Origin of the sequence: Acinetobacter sp. UBA2581 (assembly GCF_002339435.1) — a bacterium.
GTDB classification, from domain to species: Bacteria; Pseudomonadota; Gammaproteobacteria; order Pseudomonadales; family Moraxellaceae; genus Acinetobacter; species Acinetobacter variabilis.
In genome coordinates, this window is record NZ_DDLD01000023.1 from 1 (window position 1) to 14,448 (window position 14,448).

At 42.2% G+C, this 14,448-nt stretch carries 16 protein-coding genes, 2 tRNA genes and 3 pseudogenes; 6 read left to right on the forward strand and 15 right to left on the reverse strand.

What is annotated here, in order from left to right:
* Positions 1 to 120 precede the first annotated feature (120 nt).
* From B3Q46_RS02800 to B3Q46_RS02855, 12 genes and pseudogenes are all read right to left on the reverse strand, one after another.
* Positions 121 to 216 (reverse strand): annotated as a pseudogene (locus B3Q46_RS02800) (transposase domain-containing protein); the annotation flags it as partial.
* A gap of 32 nt (positions 217 to 248) precedes the next feature.
* Positions 249 to 344, reverse strand: a pseudogene (locus B3Q46_RS02805) (transposase domain-containing protein); the annotation flags it as partial.
* A 49-nt stretch (positions 345 to 393) separates the two neighbouring features.
* Positions 394 to 624: pseudogene (locus B3Q46_RS02810) on the reverse strand (transposase domain-containing protein); the annotation flags it as partial.
* A 268-nt stretch (positions 625 to 892) separates the two neighbouring features.
* A complete protein-coding gene (locus tag B3Q46_RS02815; protein ID WP_005233312.1) occupies positions 893 to 2,047 on the reverse strand; it encodes a catalase family protein in 1,155 nt (384 codons plus the stop codon).
* 74 nt (positions 2,048 to 2,121) lie between these two features.
* Positions 2,122 to 3,711: a Dyp-type peroxidase gene (locus B3Q46_RS02820; RefSeq protein ID WP_005233314.1), complete on the reverse strand. Its 1,590-nt coding sequence runs from the start codon at positions 3,709 to 3,711 to the stop codon at positions 2,122 to 2,124.
* A gap of 203 nt (positions 3,712 to 3,914) precedes the next feature.
* A complete protein-coding gene (locus B3Q46_RS02825) occupies positions 3,915 to 4,484 on the reverse strand; it encodes a hypothetical protein (protein WP_004280952.1) in 570 nt (189 codons plus the stop codon).
* Positions 4,485 to 5,066: 582 nt separating this feature from the next.
* Positions 5,067 to 6,275 (reverse strand): FMNH2-dependent alkanesulfonate monooxygenase, encoded by a 1,209-nt coding sequence (gene ssuD, locus B3Q46_RS02830; RefSeq protein ID WP_004883940.1) that lies wholly within the window; start codon positions 6,273 to 6,275, stop codon positions 5,067 to 5,069.
* Between the two features lie 281 nt (positions 6,276 to 6,556).
* Positions 6,557 to 7,303, reverse strand: a complete 747-nt coding sequence (locus B3Q46_RS02835; RefSeq protein ID WP_002058176.1) for an ATP-binding protein — start codon at positions 7,301 to 7,303, stop codon at positions 6,557 to 6,559.
* Between the two features lie 10 nt (positions 7,304 to 7,313).
* Complete coding sequence (locus B3Q46_RS02840; RefSeq protein WP_004883937.1) at positions 7,314 to 7,856, reverse strand: DUF1376 domain-containing protein; 543 nt, start codon at positions 7,854 to 7,856, stop codon at positions 7,314 to 7,316.
* 68 nt (positions 7,857 to 7,924) lie between these two features.
* Positions 7,925 to 8,173 carry a hypothetical protein gene (locus B3Q46_RS02845; protein WP_001084944.1) on the reverse strand — a complete coding sequence of 83 codons (249 nt, stop codon included), beginning with the start codon at positions 8,171 to 8,173 and terminating at the stop codon, positions 7,925 to 7,927.
* A complete protein-coding gene (locus B3Q46_RS02850) occupies positions 8,163 to 9,347 on the reverse strand; it encodes a site-specific integrase (RefSeq protein ID WP_004883936.1) in 1,185 nt (394 codons plus the stop codon). Before B3Q46_RS02850 ends, B3Q46_RS02845 begins: the two co-directional genes overlap by 11 nt.
* Positions 9,348 to 9,360: 13 nt before the next feature.
* Positions 9,361 to 9,576: a hypothetical protein gene (locus B3Q46_RS02855; protein ID WP_001054887.1), complete on the reverse strand. Its 216-nt coding sequence runs from the start codon at positions 9,574 to 9,576 to the stop codon at positions 9,361 to 9,363.
* A 110-nt stretch (positions 9,577 to 9,686) separates the two neighbouring features.
* Between B3Q46_RS02855 and B3Q46_RS02860 the strand changes: the two genes are divergently transcribed.
* The gene (locus B3Q46_RS02860; protein WP_004280956.1) at positions 9,687 to 9,893 is read left to right on the forward strand and encodes a helix-turn-helix domain-containing protein; all 207 of its coding nucleotides are present in this window, start codon (positions 9,687 to 9,689) and stop codon (positions 9,891 to 9,893) included.
* Positions 9,894 to 10,284: 391 nt separating this feature from the next.
* Here B3Q46_RS02860 and B3Q46_RS02865 read toward each other — a convergent pair.
* Both B3Q46_RS02865 and B3Q46_RS02870 read right to left on the reverse strand, forming a co-directional pair.
* Positions 10,285 to 10,360 (reverse strand) — tRNA-Gly (locus B3Q46_RS02865).
* Positions 10,361 to 10,405: 45 nt separating this feature from the next.
* A tRNA-Gly gene (locus B3Q46_RS02870) sits at positions 10,406 to 10,481 on the reverse strand.
* Positions 10,482 to 10,711: 230 nt separating this feature from the next.
* Here B3Q46_RS02870 and B3Q46_RS02875 point away from each other — a divergent pair.
* The 5 genes from B3Q46_RS02875 to B3Q46_RS02895 all read left to right on the forward strand — a co-directional run bounded on the left by B3Q46_RS02875 (position 10,712) and on the right by B3Q46_RS02895 (position 13,514).
* Complete coding sequence (locus tag B3Q46_RS02875; protein WP_004780643.1) at positions 10,712 to 11,020, forward strand: BolA family protein; 309 nt, start codon at positions 10,712 to 10,714, stop codon at positions 11,018 to 11,020.
* 9 nt (positions 11,021 to 11,029) lie between these two features.
* Positions 11,030 to 11,422: a SirB2 family protein gene (locus tag B3Q46_RS02880; RefSeq protein WP_005233322.1), complete on the forward strand. Its 393-nt coding sequence runs from the start codon at positions 11,030 to 11,032 to the stop codon at positions 11,420 to 11,422.
* 61 nt (positions 11,423 to 11,483) lie between these two features.
* Positions 11,484 to 12,320 (forward strand): ParA family protein, encoded by an 837-nt coding sequence (locus B3Q46_RS02885; RefSeq protein WP_005233323.1) that lies wholly within the window; start codon positions 11,484 to 11,486, stop codon positions 12,318 to 12,320.
* Positions 12,321 to 12,333: 13 nt separating this feature from the next.
* Positions 12,334 to 12,726 (forward strand): hypothetical protein, encoded by a 393-nt coding sequence (locus tag B3Q46_RS02890; RefSeq protein WP_286713322.1) that lies wholly within the window; start codon positions 12,334 to 12,336, stop codon positions 12,724 to 12,726.
* A 194-nt stretch (positions 12,727 to 12,920) separates the two neighbouring features.
* Positions 12,921 to 13,514, forward strand: coding sequence for a threonine transporter RhtB (locus B3Q46_RS02895; protein ID WP_286713324.1), 594 nt, complete (start codon positions 12,921 to 12,923; stop codon positions 13,512 to 13,514).
* Between the two features lie 25 nt (positions 13,515 to 13,539).
* On the opposite strand, the gene B3Q46_RS02900 is transcribed toward B3Q46_RS02895, so the two are convergent.
* Complete coding sequence (locus tag B3Q46_RS02900; protein ID WP_004780651.1) at positions 13,540 to 14,178, reverse strand: DedA family protein; 639 nt, start codon at positions 14,176 to 14,178, stop codon at positions 13,540 to 13,542.
* Between the last annotated feature and the right edge of the window lie 270 nt (positions 14,179 to 14,448).

A 14,448-nucleotide genomic window follows, 5' to 3' on the forward strand; every position in this document is an offset into this window, starting at 1 on the left:
ACTTTCGCAAGAGGTCTACTATATATAGTATTTTTGAGCTTTTTTTAATGGTAATTAAAACCAAACAGGAATCAATTTTTGATAAGTATAGTAAGTGTCCGCTGAATCCCATACCAATTTTTAATTCAATTTAGGTTTCCAGCAGTGTGGCAGTAACTCTTCAATCTGGGTCACTTTATGTGTCGGTAACCTTTTCAGCACATCACTTAAATAGGCAGTAAGCGTCCGCTGAACCCCATGCCTATTTTTTAATTCGATTTAGGTTTCCAGCGGTGTGGCAGTAACTCTTCAATTTGGGTCGCTTTATGCGTCGGCAGCCTTTTCAGCACATCACTTAAATAGGCAGTAAGCGTCCGCTGAACGTAAGCGTCCGCTGAACCCCATGCCTATTTTTTAATTCGATTTAGGTTTCCAGCGGTGTGGCAGTAACTCTTCAATTTGGGTCACTTTGTGTGTCGGCAGCCTTTTCAGCACATCACTTAAATAGGCATACGGATCCAAGCCATTCAGCTTTGCTGACTGGATTAACGTCATGATGTTTGCCGCTCGCTGACCACTGCGCAGCGAACCTGCAAACAGCCAGTTCTTGCGCCCCAACGCCCAGGGACGCATCTGATTTTCAATCGGCTTTGTTGCACAAAGATTTCATAACTATTTGATTTTAAAAGTTTTGATTATTTTTTGATCCAAAATTAAATTTATTTAAATCAGATGCTTACATATTTATGCAACAAAGCCAGTTTAATGGCGTAAAAAGGTAAAAAACCGTTAGCCCAGTCACAGGCTAACGGTTTTTGAATGATTAAAGGCGATGTAGTTTTTTACCCAATGGGTGAAATTTTACCCCAAACAATGCCCCCATAACCGCCCCGCTACTGGTTTTTTGCCAAATTTAAAGGTTATAAAAATCTTTATCAAATGCCTGTTTTAGATTGATTGGCTCGGCACGTTTTTTATGATTTAAACGATGGCGAGTGGTCGAGGCGGTCTGATAGGCACGCAGTCGCGCATGTTGCAAATTACCAATCGGACGGTTGGCTTCAATACAGCGAAACGGGGTAAATGACAAGTGTTCCATAATGTCAAAATTACCGTCATCCGGCACATCTTGGCAAGGGATGGTGAGTTTTGCCACTGTCACAAACGGGGCGTCTTTTTCATCCCATTCTTTGGTCAAGTCATTAATGGGTTGGTCTTTTAAGTTACGGCACAGCTGGATTTGCACATCAAACTCATAATCGTGCTGACGGATTTCTTGTAAAATCAGAGGACGAATCGCCTCGCTGGTGGCATTGACATCGAGATCTCGGCGTTTGATTTTGGCTTGTGACGCTTTGGTCGGGGCGACACGGATTTTCGCCATATAGTCGCCATGACGCACCGCCCCTTGTGAGTAAAAACTGTATAACAAGGTATTTTGCGGTTTGATGGTTTTAAACTTACTAAAAGCCCTAAAAGTCTTGAGGGATTCTTTGGATGGCAGTTTTTTGCCATATTGGGTAATCCAGTCAAAGGCAAATTTGGCTTGCCCTTTCGCGCCTTTGGCAAAATAATCATTTAATTGTAAAAATAGCCGTGAAATATAACTATAGTCTTGGATAGTATTACAAAAGAAAATAGGAAAATTAATCAGATTGTAGTCAAAGTTTGGGCTATCTGGCTCATCTGGCAGTAATTTGTCGCCTTTGACACCAAAGACTTTAATCGCCAACCCTTGAGAAAGCCCCAACTTGTTGTCGGCAGCCACACGAGATGAGCCGTTAGAAAAACGAATCACTGCTTCATGACGAGCGGGTTTGGCATAGATACCTTGGGCATATTCTTTGGGCAGTTTTGGTAAAATCTCAAAGTTGGCTTTTAATGCACAGTAGCCTTTAGCGTGGGCATCTCGGGTGTGATAATTGATTTTGCTAACCGTGTCTGATTTGCCGATATAGTCACGAATATCTGCGGTGATTTGGTCGATGGCTTTTTCATCGTCGCTAGTAAGCTGGTCGATGGCTGGGTCAAACTTGGCATAACGACGACCGAATAATTTATTTAACATGATGATTGTCCTTTGTTATTTTTATCAGGTTAGGTTTACTAAACCCACCTAACCTTTTTTTATTTAGATTTACTCTAATATGAATTTTCGTTAAGCTCACTCATCCATTTGAGTGCCGACAAGCTCGGTACAAAAAGATATTCACCGCCTTGTAGGGTATTAAATTGCAAAATATTGGTATGACGCTTACGAATTGGCTCATCGGGTACGGTGAACACATCGCTATCAGCGTCACTACCTGCGTGTACGCCTAGCATTGGGTCACGTTCTTCCCCAAGGTTCATAAAGTTGCCGTCATTAATCCATTGGCTTTGCAAAAACTCAAGCGTGTCCATGGCATGGGCGTTGATACCGATAAAAAATAACCCCCGCTCTTGACCATCGTCTTGGGTCACGTTGGGCGGCACGATATCGCCATACGATACACTACGGCGGATGATACGGTGAAGACGCACATCGCTTAGAATAAAATCTTTGGTATTGCGGGGGTTCATACGGCGAGCATGGGCACCAAACGGGCAGCCTTTGCCATAGGGATCGTCCGTGTAGTCAAATTTATTGTTTGCTACATTGTCTTTGCCGAGGGCTTCATCATCATGGTCTGGGCTTAGGGTGATGGGGGCACCCGAACGCCAGCGACCAAACATTTTTGCCCCCAATTTATCGGCTTTAGCTGGGTCATTGTCGCTTTGTTCAAGGCAATAGCGGTGAAAGTCAGCGACATTACTGCGGTATTTTCGCAGTACCATAAACGAACCGTTTTTTCCCAATACTTCAGGCTGTGGCATGGGAGGTACCACGCCCGCTTCACCTTTATAACCTAACACAAATTCACCCGCCGCAATCGGACGTTCGGTGTTATTTTCAAGGCTGATACCACTGCCATCAACTTCTGGGTTACTGATGCCATCGCGATAACCAAACACGTTTTTGACGTCACCATCTACGCCAAAATCATGTTCCACTAAGATTTCGATCGCGTTACGGCTGGTATCTAGATAAGGGGCAAACGTCTGTTTAAGTTCGGCAAGTTTGGCTTGCCATTTTTCTTGGCTATTGGCAATCACCGCGCCGCAAATATGAATATCGCCTTTATCACCAAATGGCGCAAGCCAGTTGCTAGGGTCATTATCGCCTTTGTCACCCAAGATATCGGAGCGGCCTGCCATACCTGCTTTGAAATTTTCTGGGAAAGAATCAAGCGAGCTTTGCGGTAAGCCTAAAGCTTTTAGCCCCTTATACGTCATCACAATGGTCAAATTGGCATCCATATCTTTTTGGAAATTTTTTGAGCCTGTGACGTTTGGTAATACCGCTTTTAGTAATTCACGACCCGCGTTGCTGTCATTGACTTTTAGCGCGACAAGCGTGCCGTAGTAAGGCGCAGGGCGGTCATGCAAAATAATAGCTTGAATATCCTCAAGCTCCATCGTGGCGATATTGGGATAGATAGCGTTCGTTGCCCGTGTCATGACGCTGTGCAGCTGCGTGCCGATTTTTTGTTTCGCTTCGTGTACCCGTTCTTTGACACTGCCTTTTTCAGCGGGTGTATCGCTGTGTTCAAGTTTGTCTTTAACGGCCTCTATACCATGCTCGATACCATCTTGTAGATGGGTTTTTAATTTGCCAAGTAGGCTTTCATTCGCTGGGTTGTCGTTATTCATGGTCGTTCCTAGCAGAGAATCTTAAAAATTTGATGCTGAAAGCTTGTTCACCATACACCACGCTAAATATCGCTTGCTTATGGTAAAATCACTGAACAAATCGCTTTTGTATCGAAATTTTAACCTAAAGCTTGCCCGTTCAGAGTACGGTTAGAATAGTACGCTGATAAACGTGATATGGTGAATACAGGTTCTAAGCGGGCTTATTGGGCTTGTTCAATGGCTTTATTAATGCCACGCACGATTTTGTCATTACGCGCAATATCACGAACCGTCAGATGCGGTACACCTACATACCAACCGGTAGCGGTAATCTGATGGTCAAGGATAAATTGCTTGACAGTCGGGCTTTTAATCCCAGGCCAACCCTCTACATTGCCAAAAATCAAATCCATGAGTTCTGGAATTTTGGTAGCAAAGTCGTTGATGTAAGCATCCCAATCGCCATCATAGGCGGTACAAAACAGTAGCTTAGTATCATTGTCTAAAAACACCAACCGCAAATCATGCAAGGTGCCTACATTGGTCGCCCCTGCAAGATTGCCTTTGGTAATTTCCAAAATTCGCTTGATACGAGCTGCCCCATCTTTGGTCAAGGGGGCGATGGCGGTGAGTTCAGACACTTTGCCTGATTTTAAGCCCTTTTCACCGGCACTGGTGACAGAATGGTCATAGCCATCATTAGCGCCCTCTTTTAGATTTGCCATGAGCATTTGGGCTTTTAATGCCACATCGTCTAATAAAGAAAGTTTTTCATTGTTTTCAGTTGTCATATTTATTGCCCTTATAGTTAGTTGATCATTAATTGAAGTGCATGATTTAAATTTATTTATCCCATTGTTTTATGATTTAAAATTTAAATCTTTTTTATTATATAAGCCGCAAAAAGCAAAAGCGTTAAAATAACTTTTATCACCCATAAAATTACACAACTAAGCTATTGATTAAAAAATGACATACTAGAGACCGTAAAACTAACAGTGTTGGCTTAAAAAATATTCATTACTATCAATAGGTTATTCACATCCCGAATATAACCTAGCTATAGAGAAGTCATTTTTCCTGTGTTGCATTTGCTAAAAAAGTTGGGATATTGACACCTTGATGATTAACTTTAGCAAAGTAGCTTGCTGGTCTAATCTCACCGTATAACTGGCTACCACTTTTTAAAACAAAGTCTATCAGTTAAAAGGTTTATCAGTTAAAAGATGTTTATCATGGCTAGGGTGGATTCCACACACCCTGTCGGATGATAGGTGTCTAATGATAGGTATAGACGAAGCGAAAAACGTGCTTTAATTAGCACGTTTTATCACAAGCATTGAAGACGCCTTTAATATGTCTTTAAGATGAATTTAAGAGGCGATGGCGTGTTTAGGTGCAGCAGTGGTAGGTGTTTTTGGGGTTGCAGTGTCACGGGTTTGTTGCGGTGGTGCATAGTTATTAGCGACAATCTCACCAAACGGTCCTGTCAAATTTGGCTTGACCAAGGTGTTTTGGGTGTCTTTCGGTAATAATGGGAAAACCAATTCAGCAAACCGATACGCCTCTTCTAAGTGTGGATAGCCTGAAAAAATAAAGTTATCAATGCCCAAATCGGCATACTCTTGAATACGCGCGGCAACAGTTTGTGGGTCGCCCACCAGTGCGGTGCCTGCGCCACCACGTACCAGTCCAATCCCTGCCCATAAGTTGGGCGAAATTTCTAAGTTATCACGGCGACCGCCATGCAAGGCTGCCATACGTTGTTGTCCCACCGAGTCCATTTGGGCAAATTTGGCTTGGGCAGCGGCAATGGTGTCGTCATTCACATGACTCAATAATTCATCAGCGGCTTGCCAAGCGGCTTCATTGGTTTCACGCACAATCACGTGCAGACGAATACCATAGCTTAATGTACGACCTTTGGCAGCGGCTTTGGTTTTAAGCTGCTCAATCTTCTCTTTGACGGCGGCAGGCGGCTCACCCCACGTCAAATAACTGTCAACTTGTTCGGCAGCCAGTGTTTGCGCCGCCTCAGATGAACCGCCAAACCACAAGGGCGGATATGGCTGTTGTAGAGGGGGGTACAGCAATTTAGCATCTTCTACTTGCAAGCGTTCACCGTTAAAAGTAAAGGATTCGCCTGTGTGCGAGCGAGTCAAAATCTCTCGCCAAATCGTGGTGTATTCACTGGCTGTCTGATAACGCGTCGCGTGGTCTTCAAAGATGCCATCGCCTTTAAGCTCTTGTTCATCGCCGCCTGTGACCAGATTAAGCAGCAATCGACCATTTGATAATCGATCAAAGGTGCCTGTCATGCGAGCAGCAAGCGCGGGTGTCGTCACCCCAGGGCGTAATGCCACCAAAAACTTTAAGCGAGTGGTCGCATCAATGAGACTAGCGGCGACCAACCAAGGGTCTTCACATGAGCGACCTGTCGGAATCAACACGCCCTCATAGCCAAGGTTATCGGCTGCCACTGCAATTTGCTTCATATAGGTATGGTCAACGGTTCTTGCCCCTTTACTCGTGCCTAAATAACGACTGTCGCCATGTGTCGGTATAAACCAAAAAATTTTCATCGTAACCCCTGCTTGTAAGCTCAAAAATTGATTAAGATAACTCGCCTTCGGTCGTCTTTGCGTAAGTCCTATTAATAAGTACGCTATTCGGTAGTAATTATTTTGATACCGGTAATTCATTAATGAACTTTATGATTTTCAACATAAAATGATAGGATTTCCTCTCTTTTTCTAGAATTTTTCTGTCTATATTTTAGAGAATAAAGTTGAGATTTTTAGAAATTAATTATAAAAAATGCCAATTATATCAATAAGATAATTGGCGGTAGTAAAGACTTCTTTTATCCGGTGATGCGTCTATCATCCCAATAACACGGTACTACAATCAAATTGTTTTCATGTAATCGTGACCATAATCGGACACCTAAATCTCGCTGCATATTTTGGACTGTGAAGTTGGAAATCAGCAGAGTAGATTTCATGTTGTCATAACGGCTATATAAGACCTTATGCACCATCTCCAGGCGTTTTTCATGCCGGTCATGCAGGCCATATTCATCAATCACCAATAAATCAAAACTGGAGAAATGGTCGATGACTTCTTTCTCAGAGCGTGAAGCATCTGACCAGGTATCCATCATTTTTTGAGCAATTTCTGCGCTGGTATAGTAGCGTGCAGATTTTGTACTGTTATGCAGAATGTTGCGAATGATTGACGCACTCAGATGAGTCTTTCCTGTACCCGGTGTACCAATGAGCAGTAGGTTTGGATAATGGTCAGAAATAATCTGCTGTGCAAAAGCCTGACATAGTTTGATGGCATTGTCTTGTGCAGGACATGCAACTACATAATTCTTGAAGCCACGATCCAGGTAGCGTTTATTGAGCCCTGAGTTTTTGATTTTCTGTTGTAGCAATCGCTGTTGCAACTCATCTGCATAGGCTGCATGTGAGTGATGGACGGTTTCTTTGGCACACAATTTACATAGCTTGTGACCAGCGATTTCCATCAGGGGTATATGATGGGTAGGGCAAAGTGTTTCCGTTGTTTCTGTGCGAAACTGGAGCGTTTTAAGCATGGTATTCATGATCACTCTCCTAAATCCATTTGGAATTTTCTAAAAAATCCTCATTTTTTTCTTCAAAATTTGAAGATGAAGATGAAGATGAAGATGAAGATGAAGATGAAGGGCATGGTTCAAGCATGACTTGAGTAATACTCGGGTTCTTCTCAGGAGCTGCTTGAGCATTTACTTTTCGTTGCTTGGCTGATGCTTGAGCATTACTTGCGGATTTCCCCCAACGTACTTGAGCTGCATTTTTAGCTTTATCAGATTTCATTTGCTGATTTTGCAATGCTTGGCTTTTTAAACTGCTTAAGAAATTTGAATGAATCTGCTCAGACTCGACTTCAAACAATTCTAGGGCCATCAGCGTATTTAACAAAGTTTTAGCCTTGGTGTGCTGCGGTAATTTCGTGATGCTACAAACAGTCGCTAGGTCGTGAGGAATGGCACCATTTTTCCAGAAATCCATCATTAACAGCAGTGCCGCACCAATTTGTTCTGCCGTCATTCGTGCAAATTTTGCCTGTAGGTCGCCAATATAGAGTGGCATCCAAATTGAAATATCTTTATGCATGTGTTCACCTTTTTATAGGTATAGAGGGGCTAAGGTCATCGATTTGATGACCTTTTATGATTGTTTTATTAGTGAGCTAGGCTCATTAACCGGAAACGGGCCTGTTGAGCCAAGTCATCGTAATGAGCTTGCCCTTCATCCAGCATTCGCTGTAGCCAGAGTCTTAATGCTTGGTGATCATCGAAGCATTTATTGATTTCCAGCAAAAAGGCCAGATTGTGCAGTTTGGGAATGTGTAGCTCATGGATTAATTCACGAGCGACCATATCTGCTTCTGGGCTAACGACTACGCCGCCAAAAAAAGCTTTACTGTTCATGGACAAGCTTCTCTGTATTCAGTCTCTCCAGCATGGCTTCAAAAGCACTACCATCGCGGCGCGTAACATTAGGGATGTAACGGCTATAGACCCGGAATAGCATTTCAGTCGTTGAATGTCCCAGCTGGCGTGCAATCCATTCTGGGTTCTCGCCTGCCGACAGCCAGAGCGTAGCTGCAGTATGACGTGTTTGATAAGCACGACGAGGTTTTAGCCCTAAATAGCGTAGCAGGGGATGCCAGACACGCTTATTGACCAGGCGATAATCAAGCGGCCCACCATCGCGATTACAAAATACAAATTCTGATTTTCCAGAATTTAAGCTTTTTTGTTGCAGAAAGGCCTGATAAACCCGATCACTCATCTGGATCGTGCGGTCAGAACCATAAGTTTTGGTTCCACCAAGCTCCCCATTCACCAATGCTTCACGAATGTGGATTTCCCGACGTTGTAAGTCCACATTTTTCCATTGCAAGCCATCGATCTCACTGGTGCGCATACCTGTGAAAAATCGAACAGTATAATAAGGCTTAAAATCATCACGAACTGTGGCAAGGATTGCGTGTACTTCCTTTAATGAAAAAGGTGTTACTTCAATCTTTCCTTGCTTTAAGTTCTTGATATTTTTATAAGGGCTATCAAATTCATATCGTTCGGCAGCACTATCGAGTATCATACGAAGCACTATCATAATCTGGTTGATTCTTGATGGTGAAAGGCATTCTTGGTTTTTTCCGTGAGTCACTTTGGCGAGGGATGAACGGAATCCAAGAATGTCTGACTTTTTAATATTAATAACAGGAATTGCGCCAAAAAAAGGGATCAAGTACTTTTTGATTACAATTTGAATTTTCTCCTTATAACTTGTACGCCACTCTATTTCTTTATCAGTGAACCAGATTTCACAGAACTTTGAAAATAGAGGTGTTTTAGAGCTGATTTCATTTACTCTGTTTTCTGCATTTTTGATTTCTTTCAAACGAGAACTTTTTGGAAAGTACTTAGCATAGTCAAAAATACCCAATAAGATTTCCGCTTCCATTCGCTCAATCACTTTTTCAAGCTTTTTGCGATTCGGAGCATTGTCTTCAAGAGCTGTTGTTTCACGACAACGGATGTTTAAGTATCGAAAATCGACACATAACTTACCGTATCTAGTACGGATGGCAGCCATAATAATATCCTCCTTATTGAAGTTGTAGGCTGTGTAGCGAGCCTAAAGTGGTTTTAGTCATATCTTCTTCAATACGCTCCCATACATATAAAATTTTGCGTCCACCAAAAGGGCGGATGTAATGAATACCTTCGATTAGAACGCTATCCTTTAACTGATTACGAATGGTACGTTCGTTATAATGGATTCGTTCTGCCAATTCTTTTGTAGTAATATAAGTAAGATTCATGTTTGTATCCTTTTATAAAGTATCACAATGGTGTTATTTAAGATCACAATGCAATAATAAATGCGTTTAATACATCATGCAAGTACTTTATTACACAATGGTGGTAATTAATGATAGTTTGTAACTTGCCTGTTCTTTTGGCGGAACGAAGAATGAAAGTGGCAGATGTAGCTCGGGCAACCGGAATGAGTAAGACGACTTTACATAAGCTTTATAATGGTCAATCAACTCGTATTGATTTTGAAACATTAGAAAAATTGTGCGTATTGTTAAATGTAGACGTTGGTGATTTATTAAAGTTCAAGCCAGATGAATAATTATTGCTAATAAAAAGCGTCATATAATTTAATAATTTTCTAGTTAGTATATTGTTTTTATTAAGTATTTTTGGTGACCAAATTTGGTCACCATTTTTTATAAGAGATTAAAAAGCTTTAATGAAAGCCATAAGGGAGTGCTTCAGGTTTTTTTAAAAATTACTCAGTTCATATTGAGTAGAATTCATGCAAAAACTTAAACATGTTGATCTATAGTTGACATTGATAGGGCACGTTTTGGTCACTTTTGGTCACGTAAGCCCACTCTTAACTGATCTAACTTAACTTTTTACTCACTTTGAAGCTGATAGCTTTATAGACTGAAAGAAAAAATGTTATTTAAAATCAACAACGAAAAAGCCCCAATCTTTCGATCAGGGCTTTTTGAATTTGGAGCGGGAAACGAGACTCGAACTCGCGACCCCAACCTTGGCAAGGTTGTGCTCTACCAACTGAGCTATTCCCGCAGGGTCGATCGATTTTTTACTTTAAAAAATGAACAAAAAAGAATTTGGAGCGGGAAACGAGACTCGAACTCGCGACCCCAACCTTGGCAAGGTTGTGCTCTACCAACTGAGCTATTCCCGCATGCCGTGTATAATACAGCATGCAAAAACAGGGTCAATAACTTTATGAAAAATCTTATGTCGATTGCATAAAATAAAAGCAATATTCTCTGTGCTTCCAGACAATTAGACAAAATTTATGCAAAATTTAATGAAATCTCGGCACAATCAAATAATTGCAGACATTTTTTGCACCGAAATAGCGGATAGAACAGGGTATACTGGACCCATATCTTGAATCGGAGTCAGGCCATGAGCTTAGAACAACAACTGAAAGACCGTTTGGCACAATTGTCACCTACTTACCTGGAAGTCGTGAATGAATCTTCGGGTCATGGTGGATATTTTCCGGGTAAGGAATCGCATTTTAAGGCAGTGATTGTCAGTGAAGCCTTTGCCGGCCTGCGTGCGGTACAACGCCATCAAAAGGTCTATGCTGCGGCAGGTGATTTGCTGTCTAAAGATAAAATTCATGCCTTGGCAATTCATGCTTTCTTGCCTGAAGAGTGGACAGGACAGGATACTTCTAGTCCGGAATGTGCACATGCACCAAAAAACTAAGAGGACTTTATGGATACCCAGCTTTTAGTCAAGATTATTCATATGTCTGCGGCAGGACTGGCCATTGTGGCCATTCTTGCGCGTGCTATTACCCTGTTTATGGGTACACAGGGCAATCAACCGAATCCAAAAGCACGTGTATTTCTGGTCGCTTTGCAGCACCTGGTGATTAGCGTGATTGCCTTAACTGGGATTATTGCCCTGTTTTTAAAGAATTTTGATGTACAGCCTTGGTTTTATGCCAAAATTATTTTATTTCTGGTGCTGATTTCATCCTTGGGCAAAGCGTATAAAAAAGATGATTCAATCCTGCTGGTACAACGCCGTGCTGGCTTATTTATTGCTGTGGTTTCACTTATTGCGATTATGGTATTGGTCATGATCAAGCCGAATTTTGGCTAAATTATTCATCAGTCAATGAACTCAAACATACTGATCATTAGAAAAATAAAGAGGGGTGTTTATGCATACTCGTGTGGTTTTTAATCAAAAAGGTGGGGTGGGGAAATCGAGTATTGCAGTCAATTTGGCAGCAATCAGTGCGCATCAGGGGCTTAAAACCCTGTTAATCGATCTTGATCCGCAGGCAAACTCCAGCCAGTATTTACTAGGGGATGATGCAACTTATTCGAGTGACAAGCCGGCGCTGGAGCCGAATATTGAAAACTATTTTGAAGATGTATTGGGGAACCAGCAGAGCAAAAGCTTAATTGGTAATGCGATTGGTTCCATTCTCAAGACCCGGGCTAAAGGGCTGGAAAGTTATCTGCATCAATCACCTTTTAAAAATCTGGATGTCATTCCGGCCAGTCCAAGTTTGGGCACATTGGCCCATGCACTGGAATCCAAGCATAAGATTTACAAGCTGCGCGATGCCTTGCAACCACTTGCTGAGCATTATGACCGGGTGTTTATTGATACTCCGCCAGCATTTAATTTCTTTACACTTTCAGCCCTGATTGCTGCAGACCGTGTTCTGATTCCGTTTGACTGTGATGTGTTTTCTAAACGGGCCTTGCAAACTCTGATTGAGAATGTCATCGAAACTCAGGATGATCATAACGAACGTCTGGAAATTGAAGGCATCGTGGTCAACCAGTTTCAGGCTCAGGCAAAACTGCCTCGCGAAGTGGTACAGCAACTAAGAGATGAAGGTCTTCCGGTACTAAACAGCATGTTGCCACCGTCGGTGCTGATGAAAGAGTCACATCAAAAAAATCAGCCATTAATTCACTTGGCAACTGATCATAAATTGACTCAGGCCTATCAATCATTGTTCAATGAGATAGAGCAGCATTAAGATCGAGTTAACTATGAAACTTGTGAAAATAAGCCTGGCGATCAGCATACTTAGCTTGCTGGGTGCCTGTGCAACGACGGTCAAACCGACCTATGTTTCACCCACTCATTATCAAACCCTCAACTGTCAGCAGCTTCAGGGGGAATACAACCGTATTCAGCAATATCTTGATAATGGTGTTGAGCCGCCTAAACGTACAGGTGTCGGCGTAGGGGTAGGCATCGGTGGTGGCTGGGGCAGCCGCGGTAGCTGGGGCATTGGTCCGAGTGTATCAGTGAATATGGGACAGTCTTCCAATACCAAACGCACTGAAACGGCACGTCTACTGGGTGAACAGGAAGCTATTGTACAAGCTGCAAAATTTAAAGCTTGCCCAATTGTTGTCCGTCAAAACACCAATAAATAGCCCTCTAAATATCAAAAAAATGCTGACTTTAAGTCGGCATTTTTTCTATCTTAAAAATGATTGCTCAAGTGACACAGTTCACAGTATTCACCAGAAAAAATGACCGATGCGCATAAAATTTTGAAAGATCCCGTCTTGTGATCAGAACACGAGATTGGTTAAGGTAATCACCTTGTCTGATATGTTTAACCACCATGATTGAAAACTGGCTCTTTGTTTTTGCAACAATAGCAGTGCTAATGATCCCTGGACCTGCCAATGCATTGGTGGCCAGTTCTGCCTATCAGCAGGGAACAGCCAAAACCAGTCTGTATATTCCTGTCATTCTGGCGGGGTATTTATACGCGATCAATGGGTGGGCTCTGCTGGTTCATCTGTTTTCACCGATCTGGCCCAGTTTTCAGGAATTAGTGCATGTGCTGAGTGCAATCGGTGTGGGCTGGATGACCTTCCATTTATTCAAGGCGCGGCAACTGGAACAATATAATCAGAGTCATCCTCAGATCCGTCCCTGGCAGATGTTTAAGGGAACCTTGAAAAATCCCAAAGCAGCGCTTCTGGCGACAGGGATATTGCCGCTGTCTACTTGGGAAAGTCCGAGTAACTTTGTTCTAGTCTTTGCGATTTTTACTGGGATTGCCTTGCTTGTTGCATTGTTCTGGATGATCTTTGGTCAAGCGATTCTGGCGGGAGAGTCGGCAAAAAGAAAAGCCGACCTGATTTATAAAGGGTCGGCTCTGTTTTTACTGCTTTGTCTGATGCCGTTGCTGATTAATTGGCTAGAATAAATATTCAATCAATAATTCTAGGCTTTCAGGCGATTTTATTTTTCTTGAGTTTCTGCTGAATAAAGCCAATCACACCTGGCATGACACTTAAAATAATGATACCGAAAATCAGATGAGTGAAGTTGTCTTTGACGATTGGCATATTGCCAAACAGATAACCTAGGATCACAAATGAACTGATCCAGAGAAAGCCACCGATTATATTGTAAGTCAGGAAATATTTGTAATTCATACTTCCCGCACCAGCAACAAAAGGTGCAAAGGTACGTGCAAAAGGAATGAAACGGGCAAAAATAATGGTTTTACCACCGTGTTTCACAAAGAACTGCTGGGTAGCAAGCAAATGCTTTTTATTGATAAAACGTGATTCAATCTCAAATACACGTGGCCCAATATATTTACCAATATGATAATTCAGGGTATCGCCCAGCACTGCCGCAGTGAACAGTAGCGGAATCAGTACCCATGGATCCATTGCACCCGTTGAAGCCGCTAGTGCACCTGATGCAAATAACAGGCTGTCTCCCGGCAGGAATGGCATCACTACCAGTCCCGTTTCAACAAAAATAATCAGGAAAAGAATGCCATAAATCCAGATGCCGTAATTGGTAATGAATTCGAGCAGGTGATCATCAACGTGGAGGATAAAATCAAGCAGTTCCATAGGGAAAAACAAGCGAAAAGGTGATCAAATCCTAACAGTCTGCGGCATGAAAGTCAGTACCGAACAGGAAAATAATTGCCCGCTCATCCCTGAGGGGTGAATTAAAAATTTATCTTACAAATTGGCGGTAAATTCCTATAAAACAGGCTTAGCATGAAAATGTCATTAAAATAAAAATCAAAAGGTGGCTCCCATATTTAACCCTAAACGCCATCCCAGTGAAGACCGTGATAGAGGTAAGCGAAATAAACTAGGACTTACGCATTGACG